Annotated in this window: 18 protein-coding genes; 14 read left to right on the top strand and 4 right to left on the bottom strand. The window is 71.6% G+C overall.

The genetic code is table 11. The features are described 5' to 3' along the window. The first annotated feature begins 25 nt into the window (after positions 1-25). Complete coding sequence (locus tag ACZ4UB_RS31910) at positions 26-769, top strand: polysaccharide deacetylase family protein (RefSeq protein ID WP_468075576.1); 744 nt, start codon at positions 26-28, stop codon at positions 767-769. A 198-nt stretch (positions 770-967) separates the two neighbouring features. Continuing rightward, the gene (locus ACZ4UB_RS31905; RefSeq protein ID WP_468075574.1) at positions 968-1,555 is read left to right on the top strand and encodes a pentapeptide repeat-containing protein; all 588 of its coding nucleotides are present in this window, start codon (positions 968-970) and stop codon (positions 1,553-1,555) included. Between the two features lie 400 nt (positions 1,556-1,955). Here the strand turns inward: ACZ4UB_RS31905 and ACZ4UB_RS31900 are convergent, their stop codons facing one another. Next, a complete protein-coding gene (locus ACZ4UB_RS31900; protein WP_468075572.1) occupies positions 1,956-3,383 on the bottom strand; it encodes an MBL fold metallo-hydrolase RNA specificity domain-containing protein in 1,428 nt (475 codons plus the stop codon). A gap of 177 nt (positions 3,384-3,560) precedes the next feature. Between ACZ4UB_RS31900 and ACZ4UB_RS31895 the strand changes: the two genes are divergently transcribed. The 8 genes from ACZ4UB_RS31895 (at position 3,561) to ACZ4UB_RS31860 (ending at position 11,305) form a co-directional block, all read left to right on the top strand. Continuing rightward, the gene (locus tag ACZ4UB_RS31895) at positions 3,561-4,637 is read left to right on the top strand and encodes a zinc-dependent alcohol dehydrogenase family protein (RefSeq protein ID WP_468075569.1); all 1,077 of its coding nucleotides are present in this window, start codon (positions 3,561-3,563) and stop codon (positions 4,635-4,637) included. A gap of 14 nt (positions 4,638-4,651) precedes the next feature. Continuing rightward, positions 4,652-5,080, top strand: coding sequence for a hypothetical protein (locus ACZ4UB_RS31890; RefSeq protein WP_468075567.1), 429 nt, complete (start codon positions 4,652-4,654; stop codon positions 5,078-5,080). Beyond that, complete coding sequence (locus ACZ4UB_RS31885) at positions 5,077-5,835, top strand: HAD family hydrolase (RefSeq protein ID WP_468075565.1); 759 nt, start codon at positions 5,077-5,079, stop codon at positions 5,833-5,835. Before ACZ4UB_RS31890 ends, ACZ4UB_RS31885 begins: the two co-directional genes overlap by 4 nt. Continuing rightward, positions 5,832-8,231, top strand: coding sequence for a glycoside hydrolase family 65 protein (locus ACZ4UB_RS31880; RefSeq protein ID WP_468075563.1), 2,400 nt, complete (start codon positions 5,832-5,834; stop codon positions 8,229-8,231). The genes ACZ4UB_RS31885 and ACZ4UB_RS31880 overlap by 4 nt, the downstream gene beginning before the upstream one ends. 83 nt (positions 8,232-8,314) lie before the next feature. Further along, complete coding sequence (locus ACZ4UB_RS31875) at positions 8,315-8,764, top strand: universal stress protein (protein WP_468075561.1); 450 nt, start codon at positions 8,315-8,317, stop codon at positions 8,762-8,764. Between the two features lie 205 nt (positions 8,765-8,969). After that, positions 8,970-10,481, top strand: a complete 1,512-nt coding sequence (locus ACZ4UB_RS31870; RefSeq protein ID WP_468075559.1) for a pyridoxal phosphate-dependent decarboxylase family protein — start codon at positions 8,970-8,972, stop codon at positions 10,479-10,481. Continuing rightward, positions 10,426-10,761, top strand: a complete 336-nt coding sequence (locus ACZ4UB_RS31865) for a hypothetical protein (RefSeq protein WP_468075557.1) — start codon at positions 10,426-10,428, stop codon at positions 10,759-10,761. Before ACZ4UB_RS31870 ends, ACZ4UB_RS31865 begins: the two co-directional genes overlap by 56 nt. Before the next feature lie 43 nt (positions 10,762-10,804). Beyond that, positions 10,805-11,305 (top strand): flavodoxin domain-containing protein, encoded by a 501-nt coding sequence (locus ACZ4UB_RS31860; protein ID WP_468075555.1) that lies wholly within the window; start codon positions 10,805-10,807, stop codon positions 11,303-11,305. 368 nt (positions 11,306-11,673) lie between these two features. Here ACZ4UB_RS31860 and ACZ4UB_RS31855 read toward each other — a convergent pair whose 3' ends face one another. Continuing rightward, positions 11,674-14,034 (bottom strand): phosphoketolase family protein, encoded by a 2,361-nt coding sequence (locus ACZ4UB_RS31855; protein WP_468075553.1) that lies wholly within the window; start codon positions 14,032-14,034, stop codon positions 11,674-11,676. Between the two features lie 236 nt (positions 14,035-14,270). Between ACZ4UB_RS31855 and ACZ4UB_RS31850 the strand changes: the two genes are divergently transcribed. Then, positions 14,271-15,158 (top strand): universal stress protein, encoded by an 888-nt coding sequence (locus tag ACZ4UB_RS31850; RefSeq protein ID WP_468075551.1) that lies wholly within the window; start codon positions 14,271-14,273, stop codon positions 15,156-15,158. A 60-nt stretch (positions 15,159-15,218) separates the two neighbouring features. Here ACZ4UB_RS31850 and ACZ4UB_RS31845 read toward each other — a convergent pair whose 3' ends face one another. Further along, positions 15,219-15,926, bottom strand: a complete 708-nt coding sequence (locus ACZ4UB_RS31845; RefSeq protein ID WP_468075549.1) for a response regulator — start codon at positions 15,924-15,926, stop codon at positions 15,219-15,221. 257 nt (positions 15,927-16,183) lie between these two features. Here ACZ4UB_RS31845 and ACZ4UB_RS31840 point away from each other — a divergent pair, with 257 nt between their 5' ends. Continuing rightward, positions 16,184-16,510, top strand: a complete 327-nt coding sequence (locus ACZ4UB_RS31840; RefSeq protein WP_468075547.1) for an STAS domain-containing protein — start codon at positions 16,184-16,186, stop codon at positions 16,508-16,510. Positions 16,511-16,637: 127 nt separating this feature from the next. Further along, complete coding sequence (locus ACZ4UB_RS31835; protein ID WP_468075545.1) at positions 16,638-17,135, top strand: pyridoxamine 5'-phosphate oxidase family protein; 498 nt, start codon at positions 16,638-16,640, stop codon at positions 17,133-17,135. A gap of 14 nt (positions 17,136-17,149) precedes the next feature. On the opposite strand, the gene ACZ4UB_RS31830 is transcribed toward ACZ4UB_RS31835, so the two are convergent. Further along, the gene (locus tag ACZ4UB_RS31830) at positions 17,150-18,832 is read right to left on the bottom strand and encodes a sensor histidine kinase (RefSeq protein WP_468075543.1); all 1,683 of its coding nucleotides are present in this window, start codon (positions 18,830-18,832) and stop codon (positions 17,150-17,152) included. A gap of 268 nt (positions 18,833-19,100) precedes the next feature. Between ACZ4UB_RS31830 and ppk2 the strand changes: the two genes are divergently transcribed. Next, a complete protein-coding gene (gene ppk2 / locus ACZ4UB_RS31825; RefSeq protein WP_468075541.1) occupies positions 19,101-19,895 on the top strand; it encodes a polyphosphate kinase 2 in 795 nt (264 codons plus the stop codon).

The following is a 19,895-nucleotide window of genomic DNA, read 5'->3' as shown; positions in this document are numbered from 1 at the left end:
GGTCGTCGGCAGGTACCTGTCCGCCGTGGCTGCCGCGGTGGCCGCCGCCGTGGTGCTGCTGGCCGGGGCGGGGGCGTCCGCCGCCGGACAGGGCGCCGCGTCCGCGCCGGTGGAACGGTTGTACGGGAGCGCGGTCCGGAAGATCCCGACGACCGGGAAGGTGGTCGCGCTGACCTTCAACGCCGCCTGGAACGAGGACGGCCTCGACACGGTGCTCACCGTGCTGCGTCAACGGCGGGCTCCGGCCACCTTCTTCCTCACCGGGCACTTCGCCGAACGCCATCCGGCCGCGGCCCGGGCGATCACCGATTCCGGGTACGGGGTGGGCAACCACTCCCACAGTCACCCGCGCTTCGGCGAGCTGACCGGCGCCGAGCGGGCCCGGGAGGTCATCCTCGCCGACCGGGCCATCCGCCGGGCCACCGGAACCGAGCCGTTGCCGTTCTTCCGCTTCCCGTACGGCGCCACCTCGCGGGCCGAGATCGCGGAGGTCAACCGGCTGGGATACGCCGACATCGAATGGACCACCGATACCAACGGGTACAAGGGCACCGCGAGGGGGATGACGGTGCAGAGGGCCGTCCTGCGGGCCCTGAACGCCCTGCGGCCGGGCGAGATCGTCCAGATGCACGTCGGCTCCCTCGACGGCCAGGGCGCGGTCCTTGACGCTCAGGCACTGCCGCAGATCATCGACGAGGTCCGCTCCCGCGGCTACAGGATCGTCGACCTGCGCACCCTCCTGGACCCCGCACCGGTGGCGGGTCTGTAGAACGGACGGCCCTGCCTCCCCTCCGGCGGTGACGCTGAGTGGCGTAGGGCGTCGATGCCAGGGTGGAGAGCCCCGGGGACGCGCGGCCAAAAGAGTGCCTCCCCTCGCTCAAAGGTGAGAGGGGCCCTTACGGAGGGGGAGGCCTGGGGTTGCTCACGTCATCCGACGGGAACCTCGCCCAAGCGAAAAGACTTCAGGATGCGAACGAACACCGCCGTCCGCCGTACCCTCATCGCCGTCCTCGTCCTCTCCGGTTGCGCGCTGGCCGTCCCTGCGGCCTACGCCACCCCCACCCTCAGCATGGCCGTCGCCTCTCAGCGGGCCGATGCCGACCAAGTCGCGCTCCTCAAAAGGAGCGTGGCGGAGTGGAACCAGTGGCGTACGGACAACCCCAGCATCAAGCCCGACCTCACCGAGGCCGACCTCGCCGGGGCGAACCTCCTTGGGGCCGACCTCTCTGCCGCGGACCTCACCGACGCCACGCTCACCGACACGAACCTCACCGAGGCGAACCTCGCGGACGCCAAGCTCAAAGGCGTGAAGGCGACGGGCGTCCTCCTCTTCAGTGCCAACCTCGACAACGCCGACGCCCAGAGCGCCAACCTCGAAGGCGCCGACCTCTCCAGTGCCAAGGCCCGTCACACGGTCTTCTCCAGCGCCAACCTGATGCGCGCCAAGCTCCAAGACGCCGACCTCGCCGAGGCCGACCTCACCGGCGCCAACCTCGAAGGCGCCGATCTCAGCTGCATCAACCACCCCCAGTGCACGTCCACCCCTGCCGGGTGACCGTAAGGCGGCTGCGACATGGCCCGGGCATGCCGGTTGGGGTCGTCGCCTCCGTAGAAGATCCACTGGTCGTCGGTGGAGTGCGGCCAGGAACGCGTGGGCCATGTCGTCGTGGAGGGCCGACTCGATCTCGACGGTGAAGCCGTACCGACTCAGTTCCTTGGCCGCGGTGTTCGCGTAGTACGGCTCCTCGTGGTCGATGCGGGCGGGGTGCCGGCCGGGAAGGTGACCCGGTGGGAGTGGGCGAGCAGGGCCTCGCGGGCTTCTGGCGCCATCGCTTCGAGGAAGCTGTGCAGGGTGCTCATGGAGTGCCTCCCACCCTTTGGCCTCACCCTGCTCCGTCGGCCATGGGCCCCGGGAGGGCCGCGCGGTGCACACCGCCGGGACCGTCCGGCCCCGGTCAGCGGACCAGGACGGCCTCCCCGGACTTGGGTACTACGGCCGTCCAGCCCAGCTCGTGGTCGATCCGGTCCCGCAGGGTCTCGGAGGCGGTCTCCTCGCCGTGGACGAGGTAGGTGGTGTGCGGCGGCGGGGCGGCGCGCAGCCAGTCGATGATCTGGCCGGCGTCGGCGTGCGCGGAGAAGTGCGGGACATCGGCGACCTCGGCGCGTACGGGGACGTACTCGCCGAACATCTTGATCGTGCGGGCGCCGTCCACGAGGTCGCGGGCGCGGGTGCCGGCCGCGGCGAAGCCGACGATCACCACGGCGCTGCGGGGGTCGGGCAGGATCCGGTGGAGGTGGTGCAGGACGCGACCACCGGTGGCCATGCCGGCGGAGGAGACGATGACCGCCGGTCCGGTGGAATTGTTGATGTCGATCGACTCCTGGACGGTCCGGGCGGCCAGGAAGGGCTCCGGGCTGATCGCCGCCTCGCCCTGGGCGAGGATCTCGGGGCGCAGCTCGGGAGAGTGGGCCCGGACGGCGTCGCGGTAGACGTCCAGTGCGGCCAGGGCCATGGGGCTGTCGACGTAGACGGGTACGTGGCGGGGAAGCGTACCGTCGCTGCGCAGGGTGGCCAGCTCGTGCAGGACGACCTCGGTGCGGTCGATCGCGAAGGCCGGGATGACGACGGTCCCGCCACGGGACAACGTCCGCGTGATCACCGACGCGAATTCCCGGCGTGCGCTCTCGTGGTCGTGGCGGCGGTTGCCGTACGTCGACTCCATCAGCAGGACATCGGCGCCGGAGAACGGCTCGGGCGGCAGGAGGAGCGGGTGGCCGGGGCGGCCGAGGTCACCGCTGACGGCGAGGGTATGGCCGTCCTCCAGGGTCAGGTGCGCCCAGGCGGAGCCGAGGATGTGCCCCCCGTGGTGCAGCATCAGCTTCGTGCCGGCCATGATCTCGACCTCACTGCCCACCGGAACCGGGTCGAAGTACTTGATCGTGTGGTCGACGTCGTCATCGTCGTAGAGCGGCTTGGCAGGCCGATGCTTGGACCAGCCGTGCTGGTTGGCGTGCTCGGCGGCTTCCATCTGGAGGCGGGCGCTGTCACGGAGCACGATCTCGGCGAGACGGGCCGTGGTGGCGCTGGTCAGGATCGGGCCGCGGAATCCGTGCCGGACCAGTCTGGGCAGGTACCCGCAGTGGTCCAGGTGGGCGTGGGTCACGACGACGGCGTGGATGTCGGAGGCGTCGCAGGGCAGCTTGTCCCAGTTGCGGCGCCGTAGGTCCGCGACACCCTGGAAGAGTCCGCAGTCGACGAGGATCCGGGCGTGGTCGCTCTCGACCAGGAACTTACTGCCGGTGACCGTCCGCACCCCGCCGAGGAAGCGGAGCAGGGCCGGGCGGGCGGAAGCAGGAGACGGGGTCGGGGCTGACTGGGACATGGCAGCAGCCCTCCTTTCGGAACGGATGCCGGTCTCCACCGTCGCACCGGAACGCCCTGCCCGCTGGGGCCCTACCGGTCCTCGGTAGGGGCCGACCGGCCCAAGCGGGACAGAGGGGCAAAGGCACAGCCTGGCGGTGACCCCCTTCCGCACAGCGCACAGAGAGAAGGCCGCGCCATGAAGGCACTCGTCTTCCACGGGTCTGGACAGACCTCCTGGCAGGACGTTCCGGACCCTTCGATCAAGGACGCCGCCGACGCGATCGTCCGGGTCGACGCCGTCACCCTCTGCGGAACCGACCTGCACATCATCAAGGGCGACGTCCCCGAAGTGACCCCCGGACGGATCCTGGGCCACGAGGCCGTCGGCACCGTCGTGGAGACCGGCGGCGACGTCCGCAGCGTCCGCCCCGGCGACCGCGTCCTGATCTCCTGCATCTCCGCCTGCGGCCGGTGCCGCTTCTGCCGCGAGGGCCACTACGGACAGTGTCGCGGGGGCGGTGGCTGGGTCCTGGGCCACACCATCGACGGCACCCAGGCCGAATACGTCCGCGTCCCCTTCGCCGACCTCTCCGTCCACCCGCTGCCCAGCGCCCTGGCCAGCCACGACGCCGTACTGCTCGCCGACATCTTCCCGACCGCGTACGAGGTCGGCGTGCTCAACGGCAACGTGCGCCCGGGCGACACCGTCGTCGTGGTCGGCGCCGGACCCATCGGACTGGCCGCCATCGCCACGGCGCAGCTCTACAGCCCCGGGCGGATCATCGCCGTCGACCTCGACGCGTCCCGGCTCGCTGCCGCGCGCGACCTCGGCGCCGACGCCACCGCGCGTGCGGACGAGGAGCCCGAGCGGCTGGTGGAGGACCTCACCGACGGGCTCGGGGCGGACGCGGTCATCGAGGCCGTCGGCGTGCCCGAGTCGTTCGAGATGTGCACCCGCATGGTCCGGCCCGGCGGCCGGGTCGCCAACATCGGTGTCCACGGAAAGCCCGCCGTCCTCCACCTCGAAGACCTCTGGATCAAGGACGTCACCATCACCACCGGGCTCGTCGACACCCACTCCACCCCCATGCTGCTGCGCATGATGGCCGCCGGCCGCCTGCCCGGGGCCGCGATGGTCACCCACCGCTTCGAGCTGAACCAGATGGAAGAGGCGTACGACGTCTTCTCCCGCGCCGGCGAAACCGGCGCCCTCAAGGTCGTGCTCGGCGGACCGCAGCACGACGCGGTCGCCGTACCGCCCCAGGAGCAGTGATTGCCGTGAAGGGCATGCCGAGTACCCACCCGCAGCGGTCCGGCGAGATGGCCGGACACACCGACCTGGGCCGCCGCCTGGCGGCCCGCCGCGAAGCCCTCGGCCTCACCGTCGACGCCCTGACCGGAGCCAGCGCCCCTCGCGTCGCGGGCCGGTCCACCGCCCGGCGCGACAGTGCGCTCGTACCGCTGGACGAGACCGAATGCCGGCAGCCGCTGAACACGCACGGCGTGGGCGTCGAGATCGACAACGTCGACGACGTGACCGCCACGGGTTGGAGCGTGCTGGCGGTGGGCGAACTGGCAGCCGTCGCAGACCCGGACGAGATGCACCACCTCAGCACCGCGGCCCGCTCCCAGCCCTGGGCCGGCGGCCAGCGCGCCCACCGGATGAAGCGCACCTCCGCCCGCATCACCGGCCGTCGCGTGGTGCACGCCTCATGAACGACCTACGCGCGGTCGTCTTCGACACCGACGGAGTGCTCCTCGCCACGGCGGACCGCCACGCGGCCGCCTGGAAGGAGACCTTCGACGGCTGCCTGCCCGAGTGGCAGCCCTCGCACGCCGGTGCACGAGCGCGCCCGTTCGACGCCGTCCGCGAGTACCGGGACCTGGTCGACGGCCGCTCCCGCCTCGACGGCGTACGCGCCTTCCTCACTGCCCGACAGATCGACCTCCCACCCGGGACGCCCGAGGATCCGCCCGGCTGCGCCACCGTTCACGCGGTCGCCGCACGCAAGGAGGAGGTCTTCTCCGCAATGCTGCGGACCGACGGCGTCCGTACCTTCGACGACGTACGGCCCGCACTCCGGGAACTGCGGGAGAGGACGATCCGGTGCGCAGCCGTCTCGGCCTCCCGGCACGCCCGTTCCCTCCTGGAATCCGCAGGGCTCATCGGCTACTTCGACGCCCTGGTGGACGGCCAGGACGCGGCCGCACTCGCCCTGCCGGGCAAACCCGACCCCGCCCTCTTCCTCGAAGCCGCCGGCCGCCTCGGCGCGACCCCCGCGCACACCGCCGTGGTGGAGGACGCACTCGCCGGCGTCGAGGCCGGACACCGGGGCCTTCTCCGCCTGGTGGTGGGCCTCAACCGCGAAGGCGACCCGCACATGACGGACGCCCTGCGCGCTCATGGCGCTCACCTCGTCCTCCCCGACCTCGGCGGACTGCCCGCCGCACTCGAACGCGACCGCACATGACCACCGCCTGGGGCTGGGAGTACCCCCGTTACGACCCCAAGACCGAGCGGCTGGTCGAGTCCCTGTGCACCCTGGGCAACGGCCGCTTCGCCACCCGTGGTTCAGCCCCGGAGAGCATCGCCGACGGCATCCACTACCCGGGCACCTACCTCGCCGGCTGCTACAACCGGCTCGCCTCCACCATCGGCGGACGAACGGTCTCCAACGAGGACCTGGTCCGGCTGCCGGACTGGACCGCCCTGCGGTACCGCTGCCTGCCCGAGGGCGCACCGCCCGGCGACTGGCTCACCCCCGACCACCCGGCCCTGCGCCACAGCCGCGTGTCGCTGGACCTGCGCGCGGGAACGCTCACCCGCCGCATGCTCTTCCATGACACCGAAGGCCGCCGCTTGGGCGTTACCCACACTCGCCTCGTCCACATGGGCGACCCGACCCTGGCCGCGCAGAACACGGTGTTCAGGGCGTACGGCTGGCGCGGCGGGATCGAGATCGAGTCCGTGCTCGACGGAGACGTCACCAACGCCGGAGTCGACCGCTACCGCGCCCTGGCCGGGCGGCATCTCGTCGAGCACCGGGCCGGAGTGGAGGGGGAGGGTACCGCCTGGCTCTCCTGCGCCACCAGCGCCACCCGGGTACGGATCGGGCTCGCGGTCCGGACGTCAGCACGTCCTCTGGCGCCGGTGGGCAGGGCGTGCACGGCCACCAGCGCCACACAGACATGCGTCCTGCCGATCAAGCGGGGCGCCCCGGTCGTCGTCGTGAAGACCGTAGCCCTGTGCACCTCGCTCGACCGTCCCTCGGTCGATCCGTTGCGGCGGAGCATCGACTGCGCCACACATGCCCCGGACTTCCCCTCCCTGCTCGCCTCCCACCGCGCCTCCTGGCAACGCCTCTGGAACGACGGGGAGTTGAAGGTCACCGGTGAGACGGGCAAGGTTCTGCGGCTGCACGCCTTTCACGTGCTGCAGACCCTCTCGCCGCACACCGCGGAGCTCGACGCCGGCGTCCCCGCCCGCGGCCTTCACGGGGAGGCGTACCGGGGGCACGTCTTCTGGGACGAGCTGTTCGTCCTGCCCTACCTCGCGCTTCACTTCCCCGAGACCGCTCGCGGCCTGTTGATGTACCGGCACCGGCGGCTCCCCGCGGCCCGCGAGGCCGCCCGCCGGGCTGGGGCGAAGGGAGCGATGTTTCCCTGGCAGAGCGGCAGTTCCGGAACCGAGGAGACGCAACGGCTGCACCTCAACCCGCGCTCCGGCCGCTGGCTGCCGGACCACTCCCATCTCCAGCACCACGTGGGGTCGGCCATCGCCTGGAACGTGTGGCAGTACGGGCAAGCCACCGGCGACGCCGGCTTCATGCACGGCCCCGGCGCCGAACTCCTCCTGCACATCGCCCACTTCTGGGCCGACGCGGCGAAGTGGGACGCCGGCCTCGACCGCTACCGGATCCGCGGCGTCGTCGGACCGGACGAGTACCACGATGCCTACCCGGACGCCGCCGCTCCCGGCATCGACGACAACGCCTACACCAACGTCACCGCCGCCTGGGTACTGGCCCGCGCCCTCGACCTGTACGGAGAACTCCCGGCCGCCCGACGCGCCGAGCTCCTCACGCGACTGGGCATCGGCCCCGACGACCTCCGCGCCTGGGAGGACGTCTCGCACCGCCTGTACGTGCCGTTCCATCGCGATGTGATCAGCCAGTTCCACGGGTACGGGGATCTCGCCGAGCTCGACTGGGACGGCTACCGCGCCCGCTACCGCGACATCCGCCGCCTGGACCGCATCCTGGAAGCCGAGGGCGACACGCCCAACCGCTACCAGGCGTCCAAGCAGGCCGACACCCTCATGCTCGGCTACCTCTTCCGCCCGGCAGAGCTCGAACAGCTCTTCCTTCGGCTCGGGCATCGCCTCGACGACGGCCTCTGGCGCAGGACGGTGGACTACTACCTGCGGCGCACCTGCCACGGCTCCACGCTCAGCAGCCTCGTCCACGGCTGGGTCCTCGCCCGGGAGCAGGGCCCGGACGCCTGGCGCTACTGCCAGGAAGCCCTGCTCAGTGACATCACCGACGTCCAGGGCGGCACCACCGGTGAAGGGATCCACCTCGGTGCCATGGGCGGCACCCTCGACCTCGTCGAGCGCGGCATCGTCGGACTCGAGCCCCACGGTGACGGCCTGCACATCGACCCGGTGCCCCTCTCCGAAGTGCCCGGTTCCTCGTTCTCGATCTCCTACCTGGGGCACCGGGACATCCGTATCCGGTTCCGGCCCGGCCGGCTCGGCATCAGCGTCCCCCCGTCGCTCCTGGGTCCGGTGCCCCTGGTCCTGCCCGGCGACCGGTGCGAATACATTTCCGCAGGTCAGGAGCGTTGGTTCCGGCTGCCCAACAGCTGACACGGCAACCACCGCATGCCCGCGTGGCGGTGCGCTCCCGATGCGCACACTGTGGATGTATAGCCGTTGGAAGGGTGAACGGGATGGACAGGCAGCAGGAGGCTCCGCGGATCGTGGTCGGTGTCGACGGATCGCCCTCGTCCCAGGCCGCGCTGCGCTGGGCGGTCCGGTACGCAGGGCTGGTGGGCGGCCGAGTGGAGGCGGTCGCGGCGTGGGACCTGCCCGGTGCCGCGTCGTGGTCCGCTCCGGCGGTCGACGCCACCTTCGACGAGGAGGAGGCCGAGCGAGGTCTGGTCGAGGAGGTCCGCACGGTTCTCGGTGAGGACGGCGCCGCCAGCGTGCACCAGCGCCTGGTGCGCGGCAATCCGGTCGACGTCCTGGTGGACGCGGCAGAGGGTGCGGACATGCTGGTCGTGGGCAGCCGCGGCCGAGGCGGCTTCAGGCGGGCCCTGCTCGGTTCGGTGAGCCAGCAGGCGGTGCTCCACGCGCCGTGCCCGATCACCATCGTCCGGGCGGACATCCCCGTCGAGTGATCCCGCCGCCCCGGGCACCCTGGGTTACGGGCGATGGGCCACGGCAGGCCGCATACCCGGGCGCAGGCGTGCGCTCGGATCCACCGTAGGACCAGCTCCTCGCTGGACAACGGTCCGGGAACGTCCGGACGTTACCTTCGTACGCAGCCCTCGTTCTGGATCACGGCCGTCCGGCCGACACCCCGAGCGAAGGCGCAGCCAGCCCATGCCCGCACTGCCAGAGATCGACTACCCGGCCCACCTGGCCCCGGCCCGGGCGGAGGGCGGTGGCGGCGCCGAGCCACTGGCCGTGCACCCCAAGGTCTTCAGGGACGAACTGGCGGCTGCCGCCGAGTGGGTTGCCGACTATCTCCAGGGGATCGGGCAGCGTCCGGTGACCCGGCCGATGCCGCCGACGCATCGGCGGGCCATGGCCACCGGGTCGCTGCCGCAGGACGGCCAGGACCTCGGCGTCCTGCTGGAGTTCGTGGACCGGGCCGTCGCCCCGTACCCGACCGGCAACGGTCATCCCGCCTTCTTCGCCTGGATCAACTCGCCGCCGTCCCCGGCCGGGGTGATCGCCGAACTGCTGGCCACCGCGGTCAACGCGACCTGCGGCATGGGCGAGCACGCCCTGATGGACCTCGAACGCGGAGTCCTGCGCGACCTGGCCTCCCTGGCCGGCTTGGCCCCGACCGCGGGCGGAGTGCTGACCAGCGGCGGTTCGATGGCCAACCTGCTCTGCCTGGGCGCCGCCCGCACCTGGTTCCTGCGCCGGCACGGCGCCACCGACGGCCCCGCGTACGACCAGGCTCACGCGCGTCTCGTCGCCTACCACAGCGACCAGGCCCACATGTCGGTCGCGAAGGCCGCAGCCGTGATCGGCCTGCCGCCCTGGCGGCTGCGGGCCGTACCCACCACGCCGGACCGGTCCATGAACGTCGACGCCCTGCGGACCATGGTCGACGCCGACCGCGGGGCCGGCCTGCTGCCCTTCTGCGTCGTCTCCAACCTCGGCTCCACCGCGACCGGCGGCATCGACCCGATCGAAGCGATCACCCGGGTCTGCCAGCGGGCGGGCCTGTGGCACCACGGCGACGGAGCCTGGGGCGGACTCGGTTCCCTGGTCCCCGAGCTGGCCCCCTCCTACCGGGGCGTCGCCGGACTCGACTCCCTCACCGTCGACCCGCACAAGGCGCTGTCCGTGCCCGTCGGCTGCGGAGCCGCCCTGGTCACGGACCCCTCCCGGCTGCGTGACGCGTTCACCTTCCGCGCCTCCTATCTCGAAGGCGACCAGGACTGGCCCTGGATGTCCGACTACACCATCGAACTCACCCGCCCCGGCACCCGCGCCCTCACCCTCTGGGCCACCCTGCGTCACCTCGGCCGCTCAGGCGTGGTCGCTCTCCTCCAGCACTACCAGGACCTCGCCCGGTACCTGCGCCACCGCGTCCAGGAGCACCCCCAGCTGGAACTGTGCAGCAGCGGTCCGCTGCCGGTGGTCTGCTTCCGCCTGGCCGCCCGCCCGGAACCGGGCCGACCCGGGCAGGAGGACCTGCACACGGCGGTGGCCGCCCGCGTCCAGGCCCGCGGCCACGCCTATCTGGCCACCGTCAGCCACGACGGACAAACGATCCTGCGCGCCTGCGTCTGCAACCACCTCACCACCACCGACCACGTGGATGTCCTCCTCCGCGAGGTCCTGGCCGCTGCTGACCATCTCCAGACCGTCCAGTAGGACGCCCACACCGGCCGTCACCGACCTCATCCGGATCCTCCTCCCGCGGGTCCAGACCCTGGGACGTCCGGTGGGCCCGCGCGGACAGCGGCCCGGCGACGGCCCGGCCTACGCCGCCTTCCTCGTCCGCGTCGCAATCGACTCGATCTCCGTCGCCCCCGACAGCTTCGCGGCCGTCAAGCAGCACGTCGCCGCCGCCGAGGAGCGCCGCTCCAGGGAGGGCCGAACGGCCCCCGTAGGGATCCGTCCGGCCCAAGCGGACCAGCCGTCGACCGCGTGACAGTGGCACCAGCCCCGCACCACGGAACCGAGGAGCACCCGCCATGAGCACCAAGCGAGTCCTGGTCGCCTACGGGACCAACCACGGAGCCACCGCAGGCATCGCCGAACAGATCGGCAAGACCCTCCGCGAGGACGGTCTCGACGCCGTCGTGCTGCCCGCCGACGACGTCCACGACGTCCGCGCCTACGACGCCGTCGTCCTCGGCGGCTCCCTCTACGCCGGCCACTGGAGCAGCAAGGCCAAGCACTGCGCCGAGCGCCATGCCGACTCCCTGCGGCACCGCCCGGTGTGGATGTTCAGCAGCGGCCCGCTCGACCGCTCGGCCGAGGAACACGACATCCCCCCGGTCTCCGCGGTCGCGCGGGAGATGCAGCTGGTCGGAGCGCGCGAGCACATGACCTTCGGCGGCAGCATCACGGCCCGCACCCCGGGCTTCCTCGCCAAGGCCCTGCTCCACGAGGGCAAGGGCGGCGACTACCGCAACCCCGAGCGGATCCAGAAGTGGGCCCACCACATCAGCGCCGAGCTCGTCGCCGCCTGACGGGACGACCCGGCTCGGCACGCACCGACACGCAGGCGTGCCATGCCATCCGAGCGGCCCGCCCGAGGGCGATACCGGCGATGACTGCCAGCAGGCAGGTCAGCGCGAAGGCGGCATGCATACGGGTCCGGGCGCGGTCGGCATCACGCCTGAGCGGGTTGGCCCGCGTCCCCTTCGTCCGGTGGCGATGAAACCGGCAGTGCGGTCGCCGCGCCGCCCGGCACAGCGGCACCGCCGCAGCGGCAGGGCGCCGAGCGGGACCTGCACCTGCTCGTCACTGGTCGGCCTGTACGACCGCTCGCGCCGTCGGCCGCAGCGCCGGTCGACTTCCGGCCGAGGCCGTAGGGCGCCGCGGTCCGGCGTGGGGCTCAGTACGGCCAGGTCCAGTCGGCGACCTCCGGGAGGTCGGTGCCGTGCTCGCGGATCCAGTCGTGGTGGCGGATGCGCTGGTCGGCCATGGCCTGGCGCAGCCCCTCGGCCCGGCCGGCGAGGCCCGGGACGCGATCGATGACGTCCATCACGAGCCGGTACCGGTCCATGTCGTTGCGCACGACCATGTCGAAGGGGGTGGTCGTGGTGCCGGACTCCTTGTACCCGCGCACGTGCAGGTTCGGGTGGCCGGTGCGGCGGTAGGCGAGGCGGTGGATGAGCCAGGGGTAGCCGTGATGGGCGAAGATCACTGGCCGGTCGGTGGTGAAGAGCGCGTCGTACTCGGTGTCCGACATGCCGTGGGAGTGTTCCTCGTGGGGCATGAGCCGGGCGATGTCGACGACGTTGACGACGCGGACGGCCAGTGAGGGAAGGTGCTCGCGGAGCAGGGCCGCCGCGGCCAGCGTTTCCATGGTGGGCACGTCGCCGGCGCAGGCGAGTACGACGTCCGGTTCGCGGGAGCCGTGGTCGGTGCCCGCCCACTCCCAGATGCCGGCGCCGCGCGTCACGTGGGTGCGGGCCTCGTCCAGCGGAAGCCAGTCGAAGGAGGGCTGTTTCCCGGCGACGATCACGTTGACCTGGTCGCGGCTGCGCAGCGCGTGATCGGCCACGGCGAGGAGGGTGTTGGCGTCCGGCGGCAGGTAGACCCGTACGACCTCGGGGCTCTTGTTGAGGACGTGGTCGACGAATCCCGGGTCCTGGTGGGAGAAGCCGTTGTTGTCCTGGCGCCAGACGTGCGAGGTGAGCAGGTAGTTGAAGGAGGCGATAGGGGCCCGCCAGGACAGTTCGCGCGAGGTCTTCAGCCACTTGATGTGCTGGGCGACCATGGAGTCGACGATGTGGGCGAAGGCTTCGTAGGTGGAGAAGAGGCCGTGGCGGCCGGTGAGGAGGTACCCCTCCAGCCAGCCCTGGCAGACGTGTTCGGACAGGATCTCCATGACCCGGCCGTCCCGCGACAGGTTCCGGTCCGTGGGCTCCGTGATGGCCTGCCAGGCCTTGCCGGTGGCGTCGTACAGGTCGTCCAGTCGGTTGGAGGCGGTCTCGTCCGGTCCGACGACCCTGAAGTCCCGCCGCTCGGCGGTGTCGTGCATGATCCGGGTCAGGAAGCGCCCCAGGACGCGGGTCGGTTCGTGGAGGGTGGCTCCCGGCTTGTCGACCGGGACGGCGTACGCGTCGAGCGGGGGCATCGGCAGCGGCCGCAGCAGCCGGCCGCCGTTCGCGTACGGGACTGCGCCCAGGCGGCGATCGCCCTCGGGGACACGGGCGAGGACCTGCGCGGTGGGGCATCCGTCGGCGTCGAAGAGCTCCTGCGGCCGGTACGAGCGCAGCCAGTCCTCCAGCTGCCTGAGGTGGGCGGGGTTCTCGCGCACCCCGGCGAGTGGAACCTGGTGGGCCCGCCACGTGCCCTCGACCGGGTCGCCGTCGACGGTCGCGGGGCCGGTCCAGCCCTTGGGGGTGCGCAGAACGATCACCGGCCAGCATGCGCGCTCGCGCTGCGCGCCGGTGCCCGCTGTCCGGGCTTCCCGCTGGATGAGCGCGATGCGGTCCAGGGCGTGGTCCATGGCGCGGGCCATGGCGTGATGCACCTGGGCGGGGTCGCTGCCGGTCACGTACAGCGGGTCGTGCCCGTATCCGCGCAGCAGCCCGTCGAGCTCGTCCTCGGGGATCCGGGACAGCACCGTCGGGTTGGCGATCTTGTAGCCGTTCAGGTGCAGGATCGGCAGGACGGCGCCGTCGTGGACCGGGTCGAGGAACTTGTTCGAGTGCCAGGACGCCGCCAGCGGCCCCGTCTCGGCCTCGCCGTCCCCGATGACGCAGGCGACCAGCAGGCCGGGGTGGTCGAAGGCGGCTCCGTAGGCGTGGGCGAGGGAGTACCCGAGCTCGCCGCCTTCATGGATGGAGCCGGGTGTCTCGGGCGCCACGTGGCTCGGCACGCCTCCGGGGAAGGAGAACTGCCGGAACAGCGCGCCCATGCCCACCGCGTCCCGCGTGATGTCCGGGTAGGTCTCGGTGTACGTGCCCTCCAGCCAGGAGTTGGCGAGGACGGCGGGACCGCCGTGGCCCGGGCCCCAGACGCACAGGGCGCTCAGCGAGCGGTCCTTGATCACGCGGTTGAGGTGGGTGTGGACGAGGTTCAGGCCGGGGGAGGTGCCCCAGTGCCCGAGCAGCCGCGGCTTGATGTGCTCGGGCCTCAGCGGCTCGGTGAGGAGGGGGTTGTCCATGAGGTAGATCTGGCCGACGGCCAGATAGTTGGCGGCGCGCCAGTGCGCGTCGAGCTCCGAGATGGGGTACGCGGTCATGCCCGCTCCTGAGTGCGACGGTCCGGGACGTTCGTCGACTGAGCCGATGCCCCCACACTGCCCTCCCCGAGTCGGCGCCGCGAGGGGAGGACCGGCCCTGGGGGAGGGACCGTTGGCCCCTGTGTGCCACGGCGCCCAGCCTGGAGAGTGAGGTCAGCGGCGCCGGTCCCCCCGGCCGGCGCCGCTCCCCTGACGACCGACCTCGATGCCCCGGCATCGGTACGGAGGACAGACTCGTGAAGCGCACCCTGGTGGTCGGAGTGGACGGCTCCCCTCAGAGCCGGGCCGCGGCGGACTGGGCCGCACGGGAGGCCGTACGGCGTGACGTGCCCCTGCACGTGGTCCACGCCTGGCTGTGGCAGCCGCTCGCCGGCCCGCTCGCCGGCCCGATCGCCCAGGACCGCGACACCGAAGCCCACCGCGCCGATGACGTCCTGAACGAGGTCGAGGACGAGCTCACGCACCGGTACCCGGAGCTGGACCTCACCGCGGAAGTGCTCTCCGACGCACCCGTGCCGGCTCTCCTACGGGCCGCCAAGGACGCGGAGTTGCTGGTGATCGGCACTCGCGGGCACGGAGCCCTGGTCGGGTTCCTGCTGGGCTCCTACGGGCGGCAGGTGATCGCCGCCGCCGAGTGCCCCGTCGTCTCCGTGCGCTCCGCGGACGGCAGGCCGGTGGCCGTGCCGGCGGAGGGCGAGGTCGTCGTCGGGCAGCAGGGCGGCGTGGAGGAGTCCGCCGAGGTGCTGCGCGTCGCCTTCGAGGCTGCCGTGGCGAGGAGGGTACCGCTGCGTGCGGTCCGCGCCTGGAGCCTGCCCCCGGTCTACGGCTACAGCCCCGGGTCGATGTGGATCGCCGACCAGTTCGGTGGCCTGGAGCCGTACGAGAGGGCCGCGCTGGAGCAGGCGTTGGAGCCGTGGCGGCTGAAGTACCCGGAGGTCGAAGTCATCGCGCACGTGGAACAGGGCAGCGGTGGTCACGTGCTGCTGACCGCGGCGTCGGACGCGCAGCTGCTCGTCGTCGGCCGCCGGGTCCGCGAATCGACGGTAGGGGCGCACATCGGGTCCGTGGCCCATGCCGTCCTGCACCACGCGGTCTGTCCTGTCGCCGTGGTCCCGCACGCCTGACCCCCGGCCCGGGGCCGGAGGGAGCCGGGCACGCGACCGTACGGCGTGTCCGGCCGTCGGCTATTCCGTGGTGGGGACGGGGTGCTGGCTCGGTGGGATCAGCGTATGACTGGCGATCACGGCGGCTTGGACGCGGCGCTCCACACCCAGCTTCGTGAACAGGCGCGAGATGATGTTCTTGACGGTCTTCTCCGCGAGGTACATCCGTTTGCCGATCTCCCGGTTGGTGAGTCCCTCGCTGACCAGGACGAGGATCTCCTTCTCCCTGTCGGTGAAGCCGGGCAGTCCCGGGACCTGCTCCTCCTTGGGCACGTCACCCCTCATACGGGCCATCAGCCGGGTCGTGGCTCCGGGATCGAGCATGGACTGGCCGGACGCGACCGTACGGACGGCGGTGACCAGGTCGGTTCCGGTGATCTGCTTCAGCACGTACCCGGAGGCGCCCGCCATCACGGCGTCCAGCAGGGCTTCCTCGTCGTCGAACGAGGTGAGCATCAGACAGGCCAGGTCGGGCATCCGCGAGCGCAGCTCACGGCACACGCTGACGCCGTCGCCGTCCTGGAGCCGTACGTCGAGGATCGCCACCTGGGGGCGGAGCGCGGGGATGCGGATCAGGGCCTGTTCCGCCGTGCCCGCCTCACCGATCACGTTCAGGTCGGGCTCCGCGTCCAGGAGGTCGTGCACCCCGCGGCGTACGACTTCGTGGTCGTCGAGAAGGAAGACCGTGATCGGCGTCCTGGTGGGGGAGGGGGCACCGCTGTCGGTCATGACGCAACTCCTTCGCCTGGGTTCGTCCCGGGAGCACGAACTCCCGCATCCTGCCTGCCGAAGGAGCCGAACGGACAGGGCCGATCGGCCCTCATCCGGCGCCTTTCGCGCGCGAAGTGGCGCCCGGGGAGCAGGGACCTTCGGCCCTGCGCGGGGGGCATGTGGACCTTCCCGGGGCCGGACCGCCTGCGGTGAGCTGGTGCCGCACGGGGAAAGGGGCGGCTCGACCGCCGAGCCGCAGGCAGCGTGGAGGTTCCATGACGACCACCTTGATCGACCTGAAGACCGCGGTGAGGAGCGACGGCGACGTGCGCGTCACCTTGGCCGGAGAGCTCGACTTCCACACGGCGGGGCAGGTGGAGCCCCGCCTCACCGCTCTCGCCTCATCAGGGCACCGCAGCCTCGTCCTGGACCTGTCCGGGATCTCCTTCTGCGACAGCGCGGGCATCGATCTCTTCCTGCGCGTGCACCACCGCTGCCACTCGGCCGGAACCCGCCTGCGGCTGATGGACGTACCGCCTCTGGTGGCCAAGTCGATGCGGGTGCTCGGCGCCGACCGAATGCTGTGGCTCGTGGCTGCCTGACCAGGGCCCTGTCCGAAACCGGTGCCCGGTTCGGGACCGTTGGGCCCTGGTTCTCTTGGTGATCGGGAGAGAGGCTGGTGATTCGGAGGTCGCAAGGACCGATCGACAGGGGATGAAGGTGCGCAGCATGGACGAGGCAGGCGGCATACGGCGCACAGATGGTCAGGACGGCGATGTGACGGCCACCCGGCGCATGCGCGAGCTCGACAGGGCGGAGGCGCTCGGACTGGTGGCGACGGTGTCCCTGGGGCGCATCGTCTTCACGCAGCACGCCCTGCCGGCCGTCCGACCGGTCAACCATCTCGTCGAGGGCGAGGACATCATCGTGCGGATCCACGACGACGGCGCGCTCGCCTCCCTCGTCGGCCCGGCCGATGCCCCCGGTGTGGTCGTCGCCTACGAAGCGGACGCCATCGATCCCGTCACCCACCTCGGCTGGAGCGTCGTCGTCACCGGCTACGCGTGCCCGGTGACCGATGCCGACGAGGTGGCCCGGTTCGTTTCCCGGCTGCGTCCCTGGGTGGGACACCCCATGACCGGGGCCTTGCGGATCCGCCCCGACCTCGTCACCGGATTCCGGCTGGAGGCGGAGCGGACGCTGCCGGAGCCGGCCGGCCTGGGGTGATCGCGTCGGGGCCGTCAGCTCCCGGTGGGCAGGGGTGCCCGCCAGACGAGCCGGCTGCCCCCCTCGCCGGGGTTGTCCACGGTGAAGGATCCGCCCAGGCTCTGCGCCCGGTCCTCGAGGTTGCGCAGGCCGCTCCTGCGGCCCTGTGCCGGGATGCCCTTGCCGTTGTCGGAGACCATGAGTACGACCTCGCCCGGTTCGGCCTTCAGGGCCACGGCGACCCTGGTCGCCCCCGCGTGGCGGGCGGCGTTGCTCAGCAGCTCGCCCAGCGCCGCCATGACGTGATCGGCCACTTCGGACGGGACGTCCGTGTCCAGCAGGCCTTCCATGCTCAGGCGCGGCGGATGGCCGAGGGCGGTGGCCGCGTCACCCACGGCCCGGGCCGCGCGGGCCCGCAGACCCGGTCCGCCCTCACGGTCCTTGGTACGCAGACCGAAGATCGTCGAACGGATGATCTTGATGGTTTCGTCCAGATCTTCGACGGCGCGGCTGACGCGCTCGGCGGCCCCTTCGTGCTCGACGAGCCGTGCGGCGCTCTGGAGGGTCATGCCCGTCGCGAAGAGCCGCTGGATGGCCAGGTCGTGCAGGTCCCTCGCGATCCGGTCGCGCTCCTCCAGCAGTGCTATCTGCTCGGCGTCACGCCGCCGCTCCGCGAGCTCCAAGGCGATGGCCGCCTGCCCCGCGAAGGCGACGAGCGGCTCCAACTCGTTCTCGCCGAAGGCGGGCTCGCCGGCGGCGCGCGCGAGGAGGAGTACGCCCCTGCTCTCCCCGCCGGCGGTGCCCAGCGGGACCGCGACGGCGGGACCCAGCCCGTTCTGCGTCTGGGCATCGGCCGGATAGCGGTCGTCGTCCGAGGCGTGAACGACCGTGACGGGCTGCCCGGTCCGGTGAGCGGTTCCCGAGAGGGATCCCGCGAAGGGGACGAGGAGTCCTTGCCGGGCCCCGCTGTCCGCCCCGACCGCGAACTCCACGAACAACCCCTCGGCGCCGGGAACCGGCACGCAGATGTCCGAGATCCGGGCCCCCGTGATCTCCCGGGCCCGCAAGGCGATGAGCTCCAGCACCACCGGACGGGAACTGCCCGACAGCAGGCTCTCCGTGATCTCCGCATTGGCCTTGAGCCACCGCTGCTGGCGCTGCGACCCCTCGTACAGCCGCGCGTTGTCGATCGCCACACCCGCGGCCACCGAAAGGGTGGAGATCACCGTCTCGTCCTCGGTGTCGAAATCGACCCCGCCCCGCTTGTCGGTCAGGTAGAGATTCCCGAACACCTCGTCCCGCACCCGGATCGGTACACCGAGGAAGGTGCGCATCGGCGGGTGGTGCGGTGGAAAGCCGTACGACGAGGAGTGGGCGCCGAGATCGGAGAGGCGCAAGGGTTCCGGGTGGTGGATGACCTCCCCGAGCAGGCCGTGACCGGCCGGCAGGGGACCGATCTCGGCGATCGCCTCCTCATCGAGCCCCACGGTCAGGAACTGTGACAGGGTGCGGCCGTCGGGCCCGATGACCCCGAGCGCCCCGTAGTCGGCGTCCACGAGCAGGGCCGCGGCCTCCACGATCCGCCGCAGCACCTGCGCCAGGTCCAGCTCCCGACCTACCGAGACGACGGCCTCCAGCAGGCTGTGCACCCGGTCCCTGGTGCCGCGCACGGCATCGATACGGACTTGGAGCTCGTCGAGCAGCTCGTCCAGCCGCATCCGAGGCACCTGCGTCAACGGATCCCCGACACCCACGTGATTCCCCTTCGCCGCCGCCCCGTGCGGAGTCAGCGTATCGACAGCCCGGCCTTGCGGGGCGGGGAGCGACGGGCCGGGGTTCGCCGCGGCCGGGGCGGATGCGGAGAGCGGGAACGCCGGCAGGGCGAGGGCTCGCGACACGCCGATCTGTGAGGGGCGTCGTTGCGTACGGCGGCCGGCCGTGACTGACTTGATCGCAGAACCGGACGGCAGAGGGGCGGGGACGGCGATGGGTCTCAAGAAGGCGGTCTACGAGAGAGAACTGCTGCGGCTCCAGACGGAGCTGGTCAAGCTCCAGGAGTGGACGCGGGCGGAAGGCGCCCGCCTGGTCGTCGTCTTCGAGGGTCGTGACGCCGCGGGCAAGGGTGGCACGATCAAGCGGGTCGCCGAGCACCTCAACCCCCGCGTCGCACGCATCGCGGCGCTGCCCACGCCGACGGAGCGGGAGCGTACCCAGTGGTACTTCCAGCGGTACGTCGAACATCTGCCCGCCGCCGGCGAGATCGTCCTCTTCGACCGCAGCTGGTACAACCGTGCCGGCGTGGAGCACGTCATGGGGTTCTGCACACCCGTGGAGCACCAGCGGTTTCTGCGCCAGTGCCCGGTTTTCGAGCGGATGCTGATCGAGGACGGGATCCTGCTCCGCAAGTACTGGTTCTCCGTCAGCGACGCTGAGCAGGAGGAGCGGTTCCGGCGTCGTGCGCAGGACCCCCTGCGTCGCTGGAAGCTCTCCCCGATGGATCTGGAGTCCCTCACACGGTGGGAGGCGTATTCGAGGGCCAAGGACGAGATGCTCGTCCACACGGACACGGCGGACGCCCCCTGGTACGTGGTCGAGAGCGACGACAAGCGCAGCGCGCGGATCAACATGATGGCCCATCTGCTGTCCTCGGTTCCCTACGCGGACGTGGCCGTACCGTCGCTGACCTTGCCGCCGAGGCCCCGGTCCACGGGCTACGAGCGTCCGTCCAAGGAACTGCAGACCGCCGTACCCGACCACGCAGCCACCCTCGGGAAGGACTGA

This window comes from Streptomyces sp. NPDC028419, assembly GCF_055565515.1.
This window is presented reverse-complemented; position numbering and strand designations above follow the sequence as displayed.

What these genes read in the sequence shown, in the direction of transcription:
- ACZ4UB_RS31905 (WP_468075574.1), top strand. Translation starts at nt 968, where the DNA reads ATGCGAACGAACACCGCCGTCCGCCGTACCCTCATCGCCGTCCTCGTC.
- ACZ4UB_RS31900 (WP_468075572.1), bottom strand. Translation starts at nt 3,383, where the DNA reads ATGTCCCAGTCAGCCCCGACCCCGTCTCCTGCTTCCGCCCGCCCGGCC.
- ACZ4UB_RS31875 (WP_468075561.1), top strand. Translation starts at nt 8,315, where the DNA reads ATGGACAGGCAGCAGGAGGCTCCGCGGATCGTGGTCGGTGTCGACGGA.
- ACZ4UB_RS31890 (WP_468075567.1), top strand. Translation starts at nt 4,652, where the DNA reads ATGCCGAGTACCCACCCGCAGCGGTCCGGCGAGATGGCCGGACACACC.
- ACZ4UB_RS31845 (WP_468075549.1), bottom strand. Translation starts at nt 15,926, where the DNA reads ATGACCGACAGCGGTGCCCCCTCCCCCACCAGGACGCCGATCACGGTC.
- ACZ4UB_RS31870 (WP_468075559.1), top strand. Translation starts at nt 8,970, where the DNA reads ATGCCCGCACTGCCAGAGATCGACTACCCGGCCCACCTGGCCCCGGCC.
- ppk2 (WP_468075541.1), top strand. Translation starts at nt 19,101, where the DNA reads ATGGGTCTCAAGAAGGCGGTCTACGAGAGAGAACTGCTGCGGCTCCAG.
- ACZ4UB_RS31855 (WP_468075553.1), bottom strand. Translation starts at nt 14,034, where the DNA reads ATGACCGCGTACCCCATCTCGGAGCTCGACGCGCACTGGCGCGCCGCC.
- ACZ4UB_RS31880 (WP_468075563.1), top strand. Translation starts at nt 5,832, where the DNA reads ATGACCACCGCCTGGGGCTGGGAGTACCCCCGTTACGACCCCAAGACC.
- ACZ4UB_RS31885 (WP_468075565.1), top strand. Translation starts at nt 5,077, where the DNA reads ATGAACGACCTACGCGCGGTCGTCTTCGACACCGACGGAGTGCTCCTC.
- ACZ4UB_RS31840 (WP_468075547.1), top strand. Translation starts at nt 16,184, where the DNA reads ATGACGACCACCTTGATCGACCTGAAGACCGCGGTGAGGAGCGACGGC.
- ACZ4UB_RS31830 (WP_468075543.1), bottom strand. Translation starts at nt 18,832, where the DNA reads ATGCGGCTGGACGAGCTGCTCGACGAGCTCCAAGTCCGTATCGATGCC.
- ACZ4UB_RS31835 (WP_468075545.1), top strand. Translation starts at nt 16,638, where the DNA reads ATGGACGAGGCAGGCGGCATACGGCGCACAGATGGTCAGGACGGCGAT.
- ACZ4UB_RS31865 (WP_468075557.1), top strand. Translation starts at nt 10,426, where the DNA reads ATGTCCTCCTCCGCGAGGTCCTGGCCGCTGCTGACCATCTCCAGACCG.
- ACZ4UB_RS31895 (WP_468075569.1), top strand. Translation starts at nt 3,561, where the DNA reads ATGAAGGCACTCGTCTTCCACGGGTCTGGACAGACCTCCTGGCAGGAC.
- ACZ4UB_RS31860 (WP_468075555.1), top strand. Translation starts at nt 10,805, where the DNA reads ATGAGCACCAAGCGAGTCCTGGTCGCCTACGGGACCAACCACGGAGCC.